Source organism: Pedobacter sp. T50_32, from assembly GCF_057652195.1.
In genome coordinates this window covers 539,188-558,044 of the sequence record NZ_JBYFBY010000001.1, presented here as the reverse complement: position 1 = coordinate 558,044, position 18,857 = coordinate 539,188, and the positions used below count along the sequence as shown (strand labels likewise).

Here is an 18,857-nt window from a genome sequence, read left to right as displayed (position 1 = left end):
AAACACAAAAAATTAAAAAACTAATTAAACTTATTAATTTTTTTAAAAAAGTATTTATATTTACCGTGCTACTAACTTATAAATAGGAGAGAAATTCGTACCTCTCCAAAAAACAACCGAGTATGAATTTGAATTTTACCAAACTTCTTCTTTTTTCCTTACTAATTACTTGCGGTCAAGCATTTGCACAGGTTGCACATAAAACAGATGTGCTCATTATCGGCGGTGGTGCCAGTGGCACAACGGCAGCCGTTCAAGCTGCACGCATGGGCGTTAAAGTGCTTGTTGTAGAAGAAACCGAATGGCTGGGCGGCATGCTTACGTCGGCTGGTGTTTCGGCAATAGATGGCAATCACAATATGCCCTCTGGCTTGTGGGGCGAATTTAGACAACACCTTTATGATTATTATGGCGGGCCTAAAGCAGTAGAAACTGGCTGGGTGAGCAACACCTTATTCGAACCATCGTTTGGTAATAAGACACTAAAAACCATGGCAAACCACCCAAACATTACCATTTGGTATAACAGTGGGTTGACTAACATCGCTAAAAATGGCAAGCTTTGGGCAGCCGAAGTTAGCAACAAAGGCAAAAAACAAAATATTGAAGCGAAGATTGTAATCGATGCTACCGAGCTTGGCGATGTGATGGGGAGATTAAAAATTCCTTACCGTGTGGGTATGGATAGCCGTCACGATACAGGCGAAAGTTACGCTCCTGAGAAAGCAAATAACATTGTCCAAGACTTAACTTATGTAGTGGTTTTAAAGGATTTTGGCGCAAAAGCAAACAAAACTATCAAAAAACCTGCGGGATACGACCCGAAGGAATTTGATTGCTGCTGCGATGTGCAAGATCCTGCTTCGCATGACAATACTCCAAAAATTGACTGCAGCCAAATGATTACCTACGGCAAATTGCCAAACGGAAAGTACATGATCAATTGGCCAAAATGTGGTAACGACATTTACATGAACGTTATTGAAATGAGCGATGCTGAACGCAAAGAAGCTTTGAAAAAAGCAAAACTGCATAGTTTACGTTTCATCTATCATTTGCAAACCAAGCTTGGTTTTAAAAATTTGGGCATAGCCGATGACGAATTTCCAACGGCAGATAAATTACCAATGATTGCTTATCATAGAGAATCGCGTCGTTTGGATGGAAAAGTAACGTTAACATTGAATGATGTTAGCGCTCCTTATGCTCAGAAAACTTCGCTTTATAGAACTGGCGTTGCTGTAGGCGATTACACCATAGATCATCACCATCTTAAAAATCCAGAGGCACCACAAATTGATTTTGTGAAAATAAAAGTGCCTTCTTACAATATCCCTTTGGGTGCTTTGGTGCCAAAAAATGCCGAAGGGATAATCATTGCAGAAAAAAGTATCAGCGTAACTAATATTGTGAATGGCGCTAGTCGTTTGCAGCCTGTAGTTTTAGGAATTGGCCAAGCAGCTGGAGCTTTGGCTGCAACCGCAGTCTTAAGCAATACAGATCCTTCCAATATCAATATCAGAGCGGTACAAAATGCCTTGTTAGAAAGTAATGCCTATTTGATGCCTTTTATAGACGTTAAGCCTAACGACGCTTCTTTCAAAGTAATTCAAAAAATTGGAGCTACAGGAATTTTAAAAGGAACGGGGCTTTCTTACAAATGGGCAAATCAAACTTGGTTTTATCCAGAACTTCCAGTTAGTGAGTGGGATTTCGTTAATGGATTGAAATCTTTTTATCCTTCATTCGGCGAACTACATCCATCGGGAAATTTAGTTACCGCTAGCTATTTAGCTGGTGCAATTAAAGAAATCGGTAAAAAAGACATGAGCGAAACTCAGGTAATCGATTTTCTGAAACAGAACAATTTTAAAAATATAACTCCAGAAAGCATGCTTACAAGAAGAATGGTAGCACACGCTTTAGATCATTTCTTAAATCCATTTAATGTGGAAATAGATTTTACTGGAGCAACAAATAAGAATTAAACAACCTAACAATTAATATTTTTTAACCATGAAGAAACGATTTTCGATTATGAAAGGAAGATTTCTCGCCATGCTTGCTTTACTAATGCTTGCTTTTTCTGCCTCAGTAATGGCGCAGACTAAAGTTAGCGGAACGGTAAAAGACGATCAGGGAGAAATTTTAACCGGTGTAAGTGTGTTGATAAAAGGCACTAAGATGAGTACTGTATCTGATAAGGATGGTAAGTATCAGATTACCGTACCAGCTGGTTCAAATACATTATTATTTAGCTATTTGGGCTACGAAACAAAAGAAGCTGCTGTTGCAGGAAACGTTATAAATATTTCGTTAAAATCAAGTGTTTCTACACTGAACGATGTGGTTGTTATCGGTTACGGCACAACTACTAAAAAGGATCTAACAGGTTCTGTAGGTACCGTAAGCATTTCTGATTTGCAGAAAGCGCCCGTGAAATCATTTGACGAAGCATTAGCTGGTCGTGTAGCGGGTGTACAAGTAACCTCAAGCGAAGGACAGCCAGGATCAAGCATCAACATTACTATTCGTGGTAATAACTCAGTAACCCAAAGTAACTTTCCTTTGGTTGTAATTGACGGGATTATGTTTGATCAGCTTGAAGGATCTGCAGCCACTGTTAATCCATTAAATAGCATCGACCCTAATGACATCGAGTCGATTAGCATTCTTAAAGATGCATCTTCTACCGCGATCTTTGGAGCTAGAGGTGCTAACGGTGTAATTATGGTTACCACAAAACGTGGTAAAGAAGGCACGCCGACCATTACCTATAATGGATGGTTTGGTATGCAAGAAAACACTAAAAGAGTTGAGTCGCTCTCACCTTATGAGTTTGTAAAACTACAGAACGAAATTGACCCTGTAAGATCTAAAAGTCTCTATTTTAGAGATAATAAGACTTTAGAGAGCTATGCTGGTGTTAAAGGGATTAACTGGGAAAATGAAGTGACACGTGTAGCACCTATGCAAAATCACTACATCAGCTTAACAGGAGGTACAAAGAAAACAAAGTACAGTGCTTCATTTTCATACAACAACCAAGACGGTATTTTGAGAAACACTGGCTTTAACCGTCTAATAGGAAAATTCTCATTAGACCAAGAAGTAACAGACAAATTAAAAGTTGGATTAACAGCTACTTATTCTGGCATAAAGAATTATGGTAGCCCTACCTCTACTGGTAATTTTAGTAACGAGATCAACCTACTTTTCAGCGTTTGGGCTTTTAGACCAATTGCAGTAGATCCAAATGTAAACTTATTAGATTTGGCCAATGACCCTGAAGTAGAGCAAGCAGCTAACTTTACTTTTAACCCACTATTAACACTTAAAAACGAGCTGAGAGAAAATGTTGGAGAAAACTTAGCCGCTAACGCTTTTGCTGAGTATACATTTTCGAGCAACTTAAAATTTAAAAGTTCAGTTGGTATCAATAGAGGAGCAAGGCGTTTCGACCTTTTCAACGGCTCGATGTCTAGAAGTGGTATTACAGGCAATTACTTGGTAAATGGTAGCCAAACTTATTTCAACAATGCTACCTTCCAAAACTACAATACACTAACCTACAACAAGCGCTTTAACAAAAATCATTATTTCGATGTAATGGGAGGTTTAACGCTTGAAAAAGGCAATAACTCGGCATTTGGCGCTACAGCGGTTTTGCTTCCAAACGAAAGTCTTGGGCTTAGTGGTCTTGATGAAGGAAACCCACTTAGCATTACTGCAATGACTGCTAACCACCGTGCTTTTATGGGCTTTATTGGAAGAGCAAACTACAAGTTCACCGATAGATATATGCTTACGATGAGCGCTAGGGTAGATGGGTCTTCGAAATTCTTTGGAAAGAACAGATGGGGCTTTTTTCCTTCTGGAGCTTTTGCTTGGAACATCAACAACGAAAGTTTCATGAAAAACATCAAAACAATCTCTAACGCAAAGCTTCGTATTTCTTATGGTGAAACTGGTAACGATGGGGTTAGTCCTTTTGCTGCGCATCCAGCCATCAGCTTTGCTAACCCAGATTTTTATCCTATAAACAACTTCCCTAGCTATACTTTTGGTGGTGCCGATAGTAAAGGTCTTATGTACTCTTCGTTAGGAAATGCAGCCCTTAAATGGGAAGTTACTAAACAAACCGATATAGGTTTAGATCTAGGATTTTTCAAGCAACGCTTAACTATGCAAATCGACGTATACAGAAAATCAACAGAAGATCTTCTTTTAAACGCGAGCATGTCTCCTAGTTCTGGATATAACAGAGTGATGAGAAATATTGGAAAGGTTCAAAATCAAGGTCTAGAAATTACCATTGGCGGAACTCCAATACAAACTAAAGATTTTACTTGGACCAGTTCATTTAATATTGCGTTTAACCGCAATAAGGTGTTAGAACTAACTGACAATCAATTGCACCTGCTTACCGCACAGGGTTGGGGTGATGATTGGAGAAATATCCCAGGATACATTGCTAAGTTAGATAATCCTATTGCACAGTTCTATGGATTGATTTATGCTGGAACCTACAAATACGAAGATTTTGATTTGCTAGGGGGAGTATATACCTTAAAAAACAATGTGCCTTCTAATGGCGGTTCTAGAACAAACGTTAAACCTGGAGACGTAAAATATATAGATTTAGACGGCGACGGACAAATTACTGAAGCAGATAAAACGGTTATTGGAAATCCAAATCCAGTACACATTGGCGGTTTCTCTAACAATTTCAACTACAAAGGTTTCGATTTAGGAATTTTCTTTCAATGGTCTTATGGCAACGATATTATTAACGCTAACCGTATCATGTTCGAATCATCTTACAAATATGGTTACAACCAATATGCAAGCTACGCTACGAGATGGTCGCCAGAAAACCCAACATCTGATATGCCAGGAGTTGCAGCTGGCAGAGGTTCATCTTTAAAGGCATATTCAACTCGTATTATTGAAGATGGATCGTTCTTGAGGCTAAAAACAGTTTCATTGGGCTACACATTACCTTCTGGATGGGTACAAAGATCTAAAGTATTTAAAACTGGTAGAGTTTACGTAGCTGCGCAAAACTTGTATACCTGGTCCAGCTATTCTGGTTACGATCCAGAGGTATCAGTTAGAAATAGCGCATTAACTCCAGGTTTCGATTATTCGGCCTACCCAAGAGCAAGAACAATCACTTTTGGTATTAACACAACTTTTTAATCATTATTTAATTAGATATAAAGATGATGAAACGTATTTTAACTCTATTATTTGTATCGGCCTTTGCACTAAGTTCTTGCAAAAAGTTCCTAGATACAAAACCTGCAGATTTTATAGCGCCCGCAATTTATTATAATACAGAGAGCGATATTAATGCTGCTTTAACTGGTGTTTACGATGTATTGGGTAAAACCGCAACCTATGGCAGGTACCTATACTTCGAAATGGATGTTGCCGATGACTCTTTCATTGCACTTTCTTCTTGGACACAAGACATCGGGTTGTACAATTACAATCCGTCAGACACCAAACTTACTGACACTTGGGCTACATTTTATAATGGTATTAACAGAGCAAATATGCTTTTAGAAAATATCGATAAAGCAAACATGGATCCTGCTAAAAAAGAAGTAGCTAGAGGAGAAGCTTTATTTTTAAGAGCATATTACCACTTCATTTTAACTAGCAATTGGGGAAACGTTCCTTTGAGGCTTGCTTCAACCAAAACACCTCAAGATACCCACTTCCCAAATAGCCCTTACAAAACCAATTATGAGCAAATTGTAAAGGATATGGAAATTGCTGCTGAGCTTGTAAACCCAATCTCTAGCTACGCACATGCGGGCCGTGTTACAAAGTCTGTAGTTTGGGGTATTTTGGCTCGTGTAAATCTAAAAATGGCTGGCCTACCACTTAACGATGCAACGAGATATGCAGAAGTGGTAAAATGGGCAGAGAAGGTAAAAGCTGCCGGCCACAGCTTAAATCCAAGCTATTCTCAGGTTTTCATTAACATGTGCCAAGATAAATACGATACAAGAGAATCTCTTTGGGAAGCAGAATTCAATAGAAAAAACGGAACTCAAGAAGAAGATGGAGCAGTAGGTTCTATTAATGGTATTGGTGCAAATGCTAGTATTGGATATAGCTACGGAGCGAAACACACAACAGAGAGATACTATCATAGCTTTGTAGATGGTGATTTACGTAGAGATTGGAATATCAGCCCTTACTACTATGGCACAGATGGTGGCAGAGTAGGTTACGGGCCAACACAAATTTATAACCGTTACGATGCTAAATGGCGTCGTGAGTACGAAACAACAACACCTAAGTTTAACGGAAGTACTACTATCAATTTTCCTTTACTAAGATACTCTGATGTACTATTGATGCTTGCTGAAGCTGAAAATGAAATGGGCTCGACTCCTTCTCAAAAAGCTTTTGATGCCATCAACGAAGTTCGCCGTCGTGCTTTCGGTAAAACTTTAACTAACGGAGAATTGGTAAAATCTGTAACTGTTAGCAATGGCGGTGCGGGTTATACTGCTATCCCTACTGTAACCCTTACAGGAGGTGGTGGCACTGGCGCTAAAGCTACCGCAACTATCGCTTCTGGAAGAATAACTGCGGTATATATTACCGATATGGGTACGGGTTATACCTCTGCACCTACGGTAACTTTCGCTGGACCTGGTTCTGGCGCTGTTGCTACAGCAGTTCTTACAAATACACAAACTGCAAACCACGACTTAACCTTGGCAAACACGCCAACAAAACAAGATTTCCAAACTAAGGTGAGAAATGAAAGATCTTGGGAATTAGGTTACGAAGGCTTAAGAAGATTTGACTTGATACGTTGGGGAACATTTGTACAAGAAATGAAAGCATTAGCAAACGAGATCACCACTGGAGCTCCTGATGCTTACAAGTATGCTGCTAAGTCTGCGCAAAATGTATCGGATAAAGATGTGCTTTTCGCCATTCCAGCAAATGAGCTGATCTTAAATAGATTGATCGTTCCAAATAACGGCTGGTAAATTATTCACTCAAAAAAATATCGTCATGAATAAATTAAAATATATACTAGGCGCACTTTTAATTCCTGCTATTTACGCTTGTAAAAAAGACACGCCAGACGAACCTACCTTTAATGTTGCTGCTGTAAAAACAGAATATAATGTAGCAGATTCTGTAGAATTCAAAATTGATGGTTATGCAGATATTATTGGCTTTTATTCTGGAGAAGCTGGCAAAGAATATCGCCATAGAAACCGTTTAGAATCTAATGATGGAAAATTGCATTTAAACATCTCTACAAGGGTTTTATACGGCACTCAAGCTAACAACTTAGCTTTGATGTATTCTACAGATTTTGATAATGTATACACTCCGGCTGGTATTGCAGCAGCTACATGGAAAGATATTACCAATCGTTTTACTTACTCTACCGCAGCGGCGGGAGGTTTGGGGGTAATTACCCCATCTGCTGATATTGATTTGTCTGATTTACCTGTAAGCGGCAAACCAATTTACTTTGCATGGAGATGGGTAGGGCAAGCCAGTACCACAGCTGCATTAGGAGGCAGAACTTGGCGTATCCACGCATTTAATTTAACCAACAAAACCACTTCGGCAGCTGTGCCGATTGCAAATGTAAATTCGGCAGGCTGGTTAGGTATCGATGTAAAAAACACAGTAAACAAGTGGACTATACAATCTGCAGATCCAGCTTTGTTTTTTGCACCCGCTAGTACCTTATTAGAATCTGAAGACTGGGCGGTATCAAAAGCTTTATTTCCTAACTCTGTTTCTCCAGATGTAAGTGCAAACATAAAAGCTTACACAGACAGAATGAAAAATTACAAATATAAGTTCAATGCGCCTGGTACTTACACCGTAACTTTTGTTGGTAAAAATGCACTTAACGGCAACGTTAAAGAAATAGTAAGAGAAGTTACAGTAACCGTTAAATAACTTTTAAAGGTTTACCCAAACATGACTAAACGTTTAAATAGTCTCGATGCTTTTAGAGGGCTTGCCATACTTTGTATGGTGCTCTCTAGTAGCATTGCTTTTGGCGAAATTATGCCGGCTTGGATGTTTCATGCACAGGTACCTCCGCCAAGCCATGTATTTAATCCCAACTTACCGGGTATTACATGGGTAGACTTAGTTTTCCCGTTTTTCTTGTTTTCTATGGGTGCTGCAATTCCTTTGGCGTTAAGTAAAAAAGCTGAAGCTGAGCCATTCCATAAGATATTTATACAACTGTTTACACGATTAGCACTTTTAGTGCTTTTCGCAATTTTTACCTTTCACGCTAGGGCTTGGGTAATGGAAAAAACACCAAGCACATTTACACATCTCATCTCTATTGCGGCATTTGCCTGTCTATTCCTTATTTACGGTAATTGGAATGCCTTTGTGAGTAGCAAAATTGCCTCAGCGTTAAAAATTATCGGCATTAGTTTAGCTGTTGCTTTCTTAGCTTTTTATGCTTTTGCCTACGGCGATTTCAGTTTGGCTAAAAGCGATATCATCATCATTGTGTTAGCTAATATGGCTTTCTTCGGTGGGCTGATTTGGTACTTTACACGTAAGCAACCACTTTGGAGAATTGCTGTACTGCCTTTTGTAATGGCCATATTTTTGGCATCTAAAGAAGATGGTAGCATTAACGAATTGATTTTTAACAGCACTCCCGCCGATTGGATTTACAAGTTCTATTATCTTAAATATCTGTTCATCATTATTCCAGGCACTTTTGCCGGCGAATGGTTTATCAAAGAAAGTAAAAGTGAAACCCCAGAAACTGCGCCTAACAAAGTATTGTCGCTTATTGCGTTAATCGCTGTTATCATCGTTTTTGTAAACCTATGGGGATTATTTACTAGAAACCTAGAAGCAAACCTTTTGCTTAACATTTTAGGTTGCGCATCTTTATTACTTCTAGCTAGAGATGTAAAACAAAGCGCACTCATTAACAATATGATTTCCGCTGGAGCATATCTACTTTTATTAGGCTTATTTTTTGAAGCTTACGAAGGCGGAATTAAAAAGGATTTCTCTACCTACAGCTATTATTTTGTTTGTTCGGGGCTATCGTTTCTAACTTTATTAGCTTTCAGTTTAGTTGAGAAGTTAGGTTACCTAAAACCGATGACGAACTTTTTAGCAGCCAATGGTAAAAACCCGATGATTGCCTACACCGCAGGAAATTTACTGCTCATCCCATTATTAAAAATTACTACGCTCTCCACATTTTTAGATGCAATGAATACCAGTGCCTTCATCGGCTTTACCAGAGGTATTATATTTACAGGTATAGTTGCGCTAATTACCGTTCTATTTACACGCATTAAATTTTTCTGGAAAACCTAACAAATCAATATACACACAGTGGAACCAACAAAAACTAAAAATATTAACCCCATTCTTTGGATACCGAGCACGTGGTTTGCCATGGGTTTACCCAACTTGGTATTAGGCGGTACATTGTTATCGCTCTTGTACAAAAACATGGGTTTTTCAGATACCGAGATTACCGTTTATACGGGAATTATCATCCTCCCTTGGAGCTTTAAGCCGCTTTGGGGGCCATTTATGGAGCTTTACAAAACCAAGAAGTTTTACATCTATGGTTCGCAAATACTCTGCGGTTTGCTATTCGCTGTTGCGGCTGGTTTATTGTTTCTAGATAATTTCTTCGCTGCTTCGGTAGTTGTCTTTTTATTGATTGCCTTTTTAGGTGCTACGCAAGATATCGCAGCCGATGGTTTGTACCTTCAATCTTTAAGCAATAAACTCCAAGCGCAATACGTAGGTTGGCAAGGAACGTTCTACAATTTCGCTAAACTGTTCTCCAACGGCGGGATGGTATTTTTAGTAGGTGTCCTTATTCCACTTTATGGCAACACCAAAGCTTGGGCTACTATCCTTTTGATTTACGCAGCGGTAATGTTCTTGCTTGGCTTGTACAACAAGAAAGTTTTGCCGCAAACACAAACGCAAGTTCAGGTGCAAACTACGGCACAAGTTTGGCAAACGCTAAGCGACGTTATTACTAGCTTTTTTAGAAAGAAGCACATTTGGTTTGGCATTTTATTCATCGTTTTATATCGCTTTGCGGAAGGACAAGCCATTAAAATTATGCCGCTCTTTTTTAAAGCCGCTAAAGATGTTGGGGGCTTGGGACTTAGCGAAGCTACTTTAGGAATGCTTACCGGAATTTACGGCACCATTGCTTTCGTGTTGGGTTCCCTAACTGCTGGCTACTTTGTTTCGAACAAAGGATTGAACCGCAAAACCTTGCTGTTGCTTTGTGCTTGTTTTAACCTGCCGTTTATTACTTACGCCTATTTGGCATTTACGCAAACCTCCAACTTGTTTATCATTGGCAGTTCGGTAGCAATCGAGCATTTTGGTTACGGCTTTGGTTTCATTGGTATCATCTTGTTTATCATGCAACAAATTGCGCCAGGCAAGTATCAAATGGCACACTACGCTTTTGGTAGCGCTATTACTTATTTCGGTTACACTTTGGCCAGTATGATTAGCGGTCCTATCAGTGATTATTTGGGTTACAAAGATTTTTTCATTTGGGTGCTTTTTGCAACAATTCCGGCTTTTATTGCCACTTGGATTGTGCCTTTAAAGAAATCTGAAGAACAACCAGACGATACCAACGAGGGAGAATTGATTAAAGAATAACATGAGGAAACTGATTTATACATTTTGCTTAGTCGTTGCTGCCCATTCGCTGAATGCGCAAGAAACTGTTGCGATAGATAGTGGCTATTTAAACAGCCACTATACGCAACGATTAGATTTTTTTAGAAAGATGCCGAACCGCAAAGGCGAAATTGCTTTTGTAGGTAACAGTCTAACCGAAGGCGGAAAATGGCAGGAGCTTATCCGCAAGAAAAACATCATTAACAGAGGAATTAGTGGCGATGTAACTTACGGCATTTTAGCCCGCTTGGATGAAGTTCTAGCATCGAAACCTAAGAAAATATTTTTGTTGAGCGGTGTAAACGACATGAAACGCGGCACACCAAATGATGTAATCTTGGCCAACTTCAAACGCATGATTGTGATGGTAAAAACACAGTCGCCGAAAACCAAGCTGTATATGCAAAGCTTGCTGCCGGTTAACGAAGCAATGTTGCCAGCCACTTACGCTCAGGTTAAAAACAGTAAAATCAATGATTTGAACCAAAAATTAGAAGCGCTTTGCACAGAAATGGGCGTGTTTTACATCAATCTACATCCAGCCTTTGCTGACGAAAAAGGAAATATGAAAAAGGAATTGAGCTTAGACGGTTTACACTTGCGCCACGCTTCTTACGTGTACTGGACTGAGGAATTGAAACGATTAAAGGTTATTTAAGGATGAAGAAGTTAAGTTTAATTATCATAGCCGCCGCTCTTTTCTGCACTGCACAAGCGCAAACCGTAAAAATTGATAGCAATTATGCCAATTGGTATTATCAACAACGCATGGAGTATTTCGCTAAAACGCCTATACCTAAAAACGCCATTATCTTTTTAGGAAACAGCATTACCGAAAGAGCCGAGTGGCAAGAATTATTGGCAGATAGCAAATATCCGGTAGTAAATAGAGGCATTGGCGGCGATAACTCCTTCGGCATTTTAGCAAGGATGGACGAAATTGTAGCTGCAAAACCAAAAGCAATTTACTTGATGGATGGCATTAACGACCAGTTCCGCAAGTTGCCTCATGACGTGAGTGTGTACAACTACAAACGCATCATCAGAAAGATTAAACAGCAATCGCCAAACACGAAAATTTACGTGGAAAGCTGCCTACCAATTAACGAAAGCATGACCAAAGAGGCTTACACCAAAGACCGCAATGTTTTGGTGCCGGCGCTCAATAAAAAAATTAAGGCATTGGCAGAAGAAGAAGGCGTGACTTACATCGATATCTGTCCGTTATTTCAGGATGATAAAGGTGTATTGAAGCAAGAATTTACGATGGATGGTGTGCATTTAAAGGCCGCAGCGTACATCGACTGGGTAAAATTTTTAAAGGATAAAAAGTATTTGTAGGGTTCGTCAAAAAAACCTTTCATCAACATAATTAAGAAGAAAAAGAATGAGAATAACGGGAACTTTTATTGATGAGATTTCTCACGATATCCCACACCAAAACTGGGGAAGAGAAGAATGGGCGAAGGACTTTGCGCACATGAAAGCAATGGGGATTGACACTGTAATTCTCATTAGAAGTGGGTATCGCAGGTTTATTACCTATCCATCGGTTTACCTAAAAAATAAATTTGGCTGCTACGAACCACCTATCGATTTGGTAGAACTGTATTTAGAACTGGCGGATGAACACGATATGAAGTTCTATTTCGGCTTATACGATAGTGGCCATTATTGGGATACAGGAAATTTACAGCACGAAATTGATGCTAATCGCTACGTTATCGACGAAGTATGGGCAAGATACGGACATCACAAAAGTTTCGGTGGTTGGTATTTAAGCATGGAAATCAGTCGCCGCACTAAAGGGGCAACCGAAGCTTTTAACACTCTGGGCTTGCAATGCAAAGGCGTAAGCAATGGTTTGCCAACGTTCATCTCCCCATGGATTGACGGTAAAAAAGCGGTAATGGCTGCAGAAGCAACTTTGACCAAAGAAAATGCAGTGTCGTTAAAAGAACACGAAGACGAATGGTCGGAGATTTTTGCTGGCTTAAAAGGTTCTATCGATGCCGTTGCTTTTCAAGATGGCCACGTAGATTACCACGAGCTGCAAGATTTCTTTGAAGTGAACAAGAAAATGGCAGACAAATTCGGTTTGCAATGCTGGACCAACGCAGAAAGTTTTGACCGCGATATGCCTATCAAGTTCCTTCCCATCAAATTTGAAAAACTAAGATTAAAACTAGAAGCGGCAAGAAAAGCCGGTTACGATAAAGCCATCACTTTCGAATTCTCTCACTTTATGAGCCCACAATCGGCTTATTTACAAGCACAACACCTTTACAATAGATACCAAGAATACGCAAAGACTTTATAATATGAACAAGTACATAGATATATACAAGAACGAATTGCTAAATGAGATTGTTCCTTTTTGGAGCAAAAACTCTTTAGATAGAGATGCAGGGGGATATTTTACCTGTTTAGATGCCAAAGGAAATGTTTACGACACCGATAAATTTGCATGGTTGCAAGGCCGCCAAATTTGGACGTATTCGATGCTTTTTGATAAAGTAGAAGCCAAACAAGAATGGAAAGATATTGCCGAATTAGGTGCTTCTTTCATGAGAAAACATGGTAGAGACGCCAATGGCGATTGGTATTTTTCTTTCACTAAAGAAGGAAAACCGTTGGTGCAACCTTACAACATTTTCTCTGATTGCTTCGCTACGATGGGCTTTGGAGCGCTTTGTAAAATCAACAATAGCAACGAAGATGCAGACATTGCGCTAAAGACTTTCAACAGAATTTTAGAAAGAAGAAACAACCCAAAAGGCAAATACAGCAAAGGTTTTCCTGGCACCAGAGATTTAAAGAACTTCTCTTTGCCGATGATTTTGTGTAACCTTTCTTTAGAGTTAGAGCACTTGCTAGATAAATCGACCGTTGATGGTTTAATTGACGAGGTTTTACACGAAGTGATGTCTGTATTTTATCAACCACAAACTGGGTTGATTTTGGAGAATGTTTACCAAGATGGAAGCTTCTCTAATTCTTACGAAGGTAGAGTGGTAAACCCTGGTCACATTATCGAAGCGATGTGGTTTATTATGGATTTAGCGGTAAGGAAAAACGACAAAGCTTTAGTTGACAAAGCGCTTGAAATTGCATTTACAGCATTAGAATTTGGCTGGGATGAGAAGCATGATGGCATTTTGTACTTCAAAGACATTAAAGGTCATCCGGTACAACAATTAGAGTGGGACCAGAAACTTTGGTGGGTACACGTAGAAGCTTTGGTAACCATGGCGAAAGGTTATGCCATTACCCAAAACGAAAAGTGTGCAGTTTGGTTCGAGAAACTTCATGATTACACTTGGAAGAATTTCAGAGATGCAGAAAACGGTGGCGAGTGGTACGGTTATTTAAACCGCAGAGGCGAAGTTTCTATCCCTGCTAAGGGTGGCAAATGGAAGGGTTGTTTCCACATTCCAAGAGCGTTGTATCAGGTTTATAACACTTTAGAAACAGTTGCAGAACCTGCAAAAATATAATAACATAAAAAAACGGGATGCTCAATTGAACATCCCGTTTTTGTTATGATTGATTAGTTCTAATTAACCCTTAAAGTCACCGAGTTGTACCTCACACTCGCCTTTACATTAGAAGCTCCGCCTCTACCAATGGTACCAGTATATTCCTTGGTCGAGCTTCCTCTATCGTCATCTCCCACTCTTTTGGCATTAATGTTCTCTCCTGTTTTAAAACTTGCGTGATGCGTATCTATATTTAAATTACCGCCATAGTTTGAAGCAAAACCTAAATTCACGGTTAAATAATCAGTATCTACGTTAACTATTCTGCTACTAGCTTCTACTTTTTCTACAGAAAACCTGCCACCATATTGAGATTTTGCAGTCAAATTACCCAACAACCGACCAACTCTTACACTTGCGTATTGCGAGGTAAGGCTTAAGTTATCAACTTGCTCAATATTTAAGCCATTGCCGTATTGCACTTTAATTCCCGCGTCGCCTTTAATAGCCCCCACTTTCACAGAAGCATACTGCGCATCTAAATCTAAATTACCACCTACAGATGTGATAGTTAAACCATTACCATATTGCTGTCTAATACTTGCATTTCTTTTCACATCCCCAATACGTACTGTAGCATACTGAGCGTTCAAATTCAAATCTCCTACAGAAGCAATTGTTAAGCCGTTACCATACTGCTGCTTGATGGTTGCTTTGGTTACATTCTGTAAATTAACAGTAGTATATTGTGCAGAAATAAAATTATTGGCATTGTTCAAATCTCCGGTAGTTATCTTACCATACTGTACTTTAAGTGATGTTGGTCCAGAAAAATCTGGCAGTTCTACATTTCCATATTGCTGAGAAGCAGTTAGCGCAACATTCGAAGGCAGATAAACCGTCATGAAAATTTTAATTTCTCTTCTCGACCTTTTTCCATTTCTGTTGCTATTAAACCAATTTCCATTTTTATCTTCCGTCTGCGTTTTAAAAGTTGCCTCATCTCCATTTTTCGAAGCCGAAATAGATACATTATCAAGTAACTTCTGCGCCTCGTCATCAGAATTTGCAAAGGCTCTAATATCTGCATCAACTTTTACTTCGTTCTTCTCCCAAGTTTTAAAGATAATGTTGCCATAAATATTAGAGATGTTCACCTTATCTCCCCTACCAATTCCAAACGATTTTGAAAACGACTTGCTTTTTTGCGGGTCGTCGTACTGCCCTTGCTGAGGGTTCGATGTAGAATAGCTTTCCGTAAAAACTTCGGTTTTACCATTCTTTGTAGTTCTGGTTCGTGTAGTTACGGTAGACCTCGAGCTATGACTTGAAGTACTGTTACTATAAGCCTCTACTTGCGGTGTTGGAGGTGTCGATGGCGTAGGCAACGTCCCACCCACTTGTGCATTTGCTTGCATAGAAACCCAACCTAAGGCCAATATGCTAAATATGATTTTGTTCATTTGCTTTAAAATTTTTTGAGCTTCCTGCCCGTTTGTTTGTTTTAGAGCAAACCCATTTAATTACCTTACAACCGACGTCGAAAGAAATAAGTTCTTAAATAGAGTTCTCCTCTTTTTTATATTGATTGACTTGATTGATAATGTATAACTGCTGACTAATCATCTGTAATTGTATTTCCAGATTTTTCATCATCGCTTTGCCCACTAAAGCTTTATTAGGACTTGTTTGCAGTTGTTTTTTCAGTTCTTGGTAATCCTTATCCAGTTTGCCCATATCAGCCGTAAACTGTTTGTAAAGTTCTGGGTCTGCATCAGCTAAAACCTGTAGACTGTCTCTCTTTTCCTCTATCAAACTGGTAAACCTTACTTCCTTTTTGCCCATTTTTGGGTTAATATCGGCTACCATAATTTCGGCATTCATTTTTTTATACTGATACCCAAAATACATCCCAACAGTTAGCACCAACATTGCAGCCACGCTCATCCATTGGTATAGGCCAAAGGTTTTCTTAGCAGGTTTTTTTTTATCTAATTCTGCTTCTATTTTGCTCCACAACGCATCCGATGGACCTTTTGCCTCAAATTCTCTTTTGTTGTCTCTAACAAACCCCTCTAATTTATTGCTCATCTTGCTACTCCCTTCGTTACTAATAAACTATTCAACTTTCTTTTTGCTCGCATAAATTGTGTACGCGATGTATTCTCTGTTATTTTTAAAATATGTGCAATCTCTTCGTGGTCATATCCCTCAAAAAGGTATAAACTCAACACCACTCTATAACCATCTGGCAGTTCGGCCATTGCACTTTTTATGGCTTCAACTTTTAAATGTGTCTCTTCAAAATCTGGCTCTTGTTCGTCTGCAATTTCTACCCCATCAACACTTACCATCTCCATTTTTCGCTTCCGCAAATAATTAATAGACCTGTTAATCACAATTTGTTTTAACCACAACCCAAAAGTTGTTTCCTGTCTAAAATCCGCGATGCGATTAAAAGCATCCAAAAAAGCCTCTTGCAAAACATCTTCAGCTTCCGCGTCGTCATTCACAATTCGCAGCGCAACATTGTACATAGCTGTAGCATACAACTTGTATATCTCAAATTGTGCCTTCCGACTGCCGCTGCGGCATTCGTTTACTAAATCTGCATGCTTGTCTATGTAAACTGTTTCCAAATCTTTAAAGCGTTCTGATTAAAAGACAACGTGATTTTCAAAACGTTGCACCATGCTGCAAAAATATTTTTTTTGTATTAGGAAAAGCCATTTCAATGCTACTATTTTCGGTAGCCCCGCTTTCCGTTGCTGCCGATAAAATCGGCATTCTCTTCAATCGGGTTTAGAATGCAAATGCACAATAAAATAACTCCCCTTTAGGGGTTGGGGGTAAAAACCTTATCTTTGCCCCAATGGCACGTATCATGGCTTTCGATTATGGCATCAAACGTATCGGCATTGCTGTTACCGACCCTTTGCAAATTATAGCAACAGGATTAGATACCATACACCCAAAAGACGTGGTAGAATTCATCAAAAAATACTTGCTTACCGAACAAGTTGATGCTTTTGTACTGGGCGAACCTAAACAAATGGACGGCACGCCTTCAGAAAGCTACCAGCACGTTAAAGGATTTTCTACCATTTTAAAAAAGAGCTTTCCAACTATCCCGCAGCATTGGGTTGATGAACGTTTTACCTCAAAAATGGCGCATGCAACTATCATGCAAAGTGGGCTGAAAAAAACAGACAGAAGAGATAAAGAAAGAGTAGACACCATCTCTGCAACAATAATTCTGCAATATTTTATGGAACAAAACCGTTTATAAGCTCAATGGTAACCGAAGAATTACAACAACTATTATTAAAATACTGCGAACCAGAAGGCCAACTGTTGCAACATATTGACAGGGAAACCAATCTCAAAGTACTAATGCCACGCATGTTGAGTGGCCATTACCAAGGCAGGGTTTTAAGTATGCTCAGTAAAATGATTTCCCCTAAAAGGATATTAGAAGTTGGTACTTTTACAGGTTATGCTACGCTGTGTTTAGCAGAAGGTTTAACCGAAGACGGCTTGCTTTATACCTTAGATATTAACGCCGAGTTAGAAGACATGGTGCGTGCAAATTTTGCTAAATCTCCGTTAAACTCAAAAATCAAATACACCATTGGAGATGCCCAAGAAAGTTTAAAAGAAATTAATGAAACTTTCGATTTGGTATTTATCGATGCAGATAAAAAAAACAATGGAACTTACTACGATTTAATTTTCGATCAAGTTCGTCCCGGTGGACTAATCATTGTAGATAATGTACTGTGGAGCGGCAAAATTGTAAACAACGCACAAGACAAAGACACAAAGAATATCAGTTCTTTTAACGATAAAATAAATGAAGATACTAGGGTAGAAAAGTTGATTTTACCCGTTAGAGATGGCTTGTTCGTCATCAGGAAAAAATAAGTCAGTTGGCAATTGTCAGTTGAATTTTAGCGCTGCTAACATTACAATAAAACAATTTAACAATGAAAAAAACTCTACTTCTCTTTATTCTGGCTACCGCTTTCTCTTTTGCGAAGGCACAAAGCACAGAAGAATACATCGAAGAATATGCAGACATTGCACAAGACCTTTCGGAAGAACATCATATTCCGGCTAGCATTATCTTAGGGGTAGCCATCCATGAATCTGCAGCAGGAAAAAGTAAAATTGCCCGTCACCTCAAAAACCATTTTGGTTTCAAGGGCAAAAATTCCAACACCGAAATTCGCTCTGCGTACAGAGATTTTCCAACGGTAGATTCGTCTTATAATCATTTCATAACCTTCTTAAAAAGCCGCAACCATTTTAACACGCTTTTCGACAAGCATGACCAATATGATTTTAAAGCTTGGGCAAGAGGTATACAACGCGGAGGATATGCCCGCAGCAAAACATGGGCTTCGCAAGTAATTGCACTGATTAACAAATACGAACTTTTTCAATACGACAATCGTCCAGAAGATTATATAGAACCTGTTGAACCAAAACCTGTTTATCGACCTAAAAAGAAAAGCAGTAGAACTTATACCGTAAAAAAGGGAGACAATTTGAGCATCATAGCCAAGCGAAACAAAACAACCGCAAAAGCACTGATGAACAAAAATGGACTTAAATCATCTGCTTTAAAACCTGGACAAAAACTAAAACTTTAATGCCGCA

16 protein-coding genes are annotated in these 18,857 nt (G+C 39.1%); 13 read left to right on the top strand and 3 right to left on the bottom strand.

The features are described 5' to 3' along the window. Positions 1-122: 122 nt before the first annotated feature. Genes AC23ME_RS02385 through AC23ME_RS02340 form a run of 10 tightly spaced genes read left to right on the top strand, consistent with a single transcriptional unit; the run spans position 123 to position 14,213 of the window. On the top strand, positions 123-1,988 hold the full coding sequence (locus tag AC23ME_RS02385; RefSeq protein WP_487726146.1) for an FAD-dependent oxidoreductase: 1,866 nt from the start codon (positions 123-125) through the stop codon (positions 1,986-1,988). Positions 1,989-2,016: 28 nt separating this feature from the next. After that, positions 2,017-5,202, top strand: coding sequence for a SusC/RagA family TonB-linked outer membrane protein (locus tag AC23ME_RS02380; protein ID WP_487726145.1), 3,186 nt, complete (start codon positions 2,017-2,019; stop codon positions 5,200-5,202). Positions 5,203-5,225: 23 nt separating this feature from the next. Then, the gene (locus AC23ME_RS02375; RefSeq protein WP_487726144.1) at positions 5,226-7,022 is read left to right on the top strand and encodes a RagB/SusD family nutrient uptake outer membrane protein; all 1,797 of its coding nucleotides are present in this window, start codon (positions 5,226-5,228) and stop codon (positions 7,020-7,022) included. Between the two features lie 25 nt (positions 7,023-7,047). Beyond that, positions 7,048-7,959: a DUF5017 domain-containing protein gene (locus AC23ME_RS02370; RefSeq protein ID WP_487726143.1), complete on the top strand. Its 912-nt coding sequence runs from the start codon at positions 7,048-7,050 to the stop codon at positions 7,957-7,959. A 21-nt stretch (positions 7,960-7,980) separates the two neighbouring features. Next, a complete protein-coding gene (locus AC23ME_RS02365) occupies positions 7,981-9,366 on the top strand; it encodes a DUF5009 domain-containing protein (protein WP_487726142.1) in 1,386 nt (461 codons plus the stop codon). 18 nt (positions 9,367-9,384) lie between these two features. Further along, positions 9,385-10,695 carry an MFS transporter gene (locus AC23ME_RS02360; RefSeq protein WP_487726141.1) on the top strand — a complete coding sequence of 437 codons (1,311 nt, stop codon included), beginning with the start codon at positions 9,385-9,387 and terminating at the stop codon, positions 10,693-10,695. Position 10,696: 1 nt separating this feature from the next. Beyond that, complete coding sequence (locus AC23ME_RS02355; RefSeq protein ID WP_487726140.1) at positions 10,697-11,374, top strand: GDSL-type esterase/lipase family protein; 678 nt, start codon at positions 10,697-10,699, stop codon at positions 11,372-11,374. Positions 11,375-11,376: 2 nt separating this feature from the next. Continuing rightward, positions 11,377-12,057: a GDSL-type esterase/lipase family protein gene (locus AC23ME_RS02350; protein WP_487726139.1), complete on the top strand. Its 681-nt coding sequence runs from the start codon at positions 11,377-11,379 to the stop codon at positions 12,055-12,057. A gap of 46 nt (positions 12,058-12,103) precedes the next feature. Continuing rightward, entirely contained in the window at positions 12,104-13,036 is a 933-nt protein-coding gene (locus AC23ME_RS02345; RefSeq protein WP_097133408.1) for a DUF4434 domain-containing protein, read from the top strand. 1 nt (position 13,037) lies between these two features. Then, positions 13,038-14,213, top strand: a complete 1,176-nt coding sequence (locus AC23ME_RS02340; protein ID WP_487726138.1) for a n-acyl-d-glucosamine 2-epimerase — start codon at positions 13,038-13,040, stop codon at positions 14,211-14,213. Positions 14,214-14,272: 59 nt separating this feature from the next. On the opposite strand, the gene AC23ME_RS02335 is transcribed toward AC23ME_RS02340, so the two are convergent. From AC23ME_RS02335 to AC23ME_RS02325, 3 genes are all read right to left on the bottom strand, one after another. Further along, positions 14,273-15,658 (bottom strand): hypothetical protein, encoded by a 1,386-nt coding sequence (locus AC23ME_RS02335; protein WP_487726137.1) that lies wholly within the window; start codon positions 15,656-15,658, stop codon positions 14,273-14,275. Positions 15,659-15,752: 94 nt separating this feature from the next. Then, positions 15,753-16,286, bottom strand: a complete 534-nt coding sequence (locus AC23ME_RS02330; RefSeq protein ID WP_487726136.1) for a hypothetical protein — start codon at positions 16,284-16,286, stop codon at positions 15,753-15,755. Further along, complete coding sequence (locus tag AC23ME_RS02325) at positions 16,283-16,834, bottom strand: RNA polymerase sigma factor (protein WP_487726135.1); 552 nt, start codon at positions 16,832-16,834, stop codon at positions 16,283-16,285. Before AC23ME_RS02325 ends, AC23ME_RS02330 begins: the two co-directional genes overlap by 4 nt. A 233-nt stretch (positions 16,835-17,067) precedes the next feature. Here AC23ME_RS02325 and ruvX point away from each other — a divergent pair, with 233 nt between their 5' ends. From ruvX to AC23ME_RS02310, 3 genes are all read left to right on the top strand, one after another. Beyond that, positions 17,068-17,484 (top strand): Holliday junction resolvase RuvX, encoded by a 417-nt coding sequence (gene ruvX, locus AC23ME_RS02320; RefSeq protein ID WP_487726134.1) that lies wholly within the window; start codon positions 17,068-17,070, stop codon positions 17,482-17,484. A 5-nt stretch (positions 17,485-17,489) separates the two neighbouring features. Then, on the top strand, positions 17,490-18,119 hold the full coding sequence (locus AC23ME_RS02315) for an O-methyltransferase (RefSeq protein ID WP_487726133.1): 630 nt from the start codon (positions 17,490-17,492) through the stop codon (positions 18,117-18,119). A gap of 62 nt (positions 18,120-18,181) precedes the next feature. Further along, positions 18,182-18,850, top strand: coding sequence for a glucosaminidase domain and LysM peptidoglycan-binding domain-containing protein (locus AC23ME_RS02310; protein ID WP_487726132.1), 669 nt, complete (start codon positions 18,182-18,184; stop codon positions 18,848-18,850). Positions 18,851-18,857: the final 7 nt, after the last annotated feature.

Bases quoted from the DNA above. Each gene is read 5' to 3' on its own strand.
- ruvX (WP_487726134.1), top strand. From the start codon at position 17,068: ATGGCACGTATCATGGCTTTCGATTATGGCATCAAACGTATCGGCATT.
- AC23ME_RS02315 (WP_487726133.1), top strand. From the start codon at position 17,490: ATGGTAACCGAAGAATTACAACAACTATTATTAAAATACTGCGAACCA.
- AC23ME_RS02375 (WP_487726144.1), top strand. From the start codon at position 5,226: ATGATGAAACGTATTTTAACTCTATTATTTGTATCGGCCTTTGCACTA.
- AC23ME_RS02345 (WP_097133408.1), top strand. From the start codon at position 12,104: ATGAGAATAACGGGAACTTTTATTGATGAGATTTCTCACGATATCCCA.
- AC23ME_RS02310 (WP_487726132.1), top strand. From the start codon at position 18,182: ATGAAAAAAACTCTACTTCTCTTTATTCTGGCTACCGCTTTCTCTTTT.
- AC23ME_RS02370 (WP_487726143.1), top strand. From the start codon at position 7,048: ATGAATAAATTAAAATATATACTAGGCGCACTTTTAATTCCTGCTATT.
- AC23ME_RS02340 (WP_487726138.1), top strand. From the start codon at position 13,038: ATGAACAAGTACATAGATATATACAAGAACGAATTGCTAAATGAGATT.
- AC23ME_RS02335 (WP_487726137.1), bottom strand. From the start codon at position 15,658: ATGAACAAAATCATATTTAGCATATTGGCCTTAGGTTGGGTTTCTATG.
- AC23ME_RS02355 (WP_487726140.1), top strand. From the start codon at position 10,697: ATGAGGAAACTGATTTATACATTTTGCTTAGTCGTTGCTGCCCATTCG.
- AC23ME_RS02330 (WP_487726136.1), bottom strand. From the start codon at position 16,286: ATGAGCAATAAATTAGAGGGGTTTGTTAGAGACAACAAAAGAGAATTT.
- AC23ME_RS02385 (WP_487726146.1), top strand. From the start codon at position 123: ATGAATTTGAATTTTACCAAACTTCTTCTTTTTTCCTTACTAATTACT.
- AC23ME_RS02350 (WP_487726139.1), top strand. From the start codon at position 11,377: ATGAAGAAGTTAAGTTTAATTATCATAGCCGCCGCTCTTTTCTGCACT.
- AC23ME_RS02365 (WP_487726142.1), top strand. From the start codon at position 7,981: ATGACTAAACGTTTAAATAGTCTCGATGCTTTTAGAGGGCTTGCCATA.
- AC23ME_RS02380 (WP_487726145.1), top strand. From the start codon at position 2,017: ATGAAGAAACGATTTTCGATTATGAAAGGAAGATTTCTCGCCATGCTT.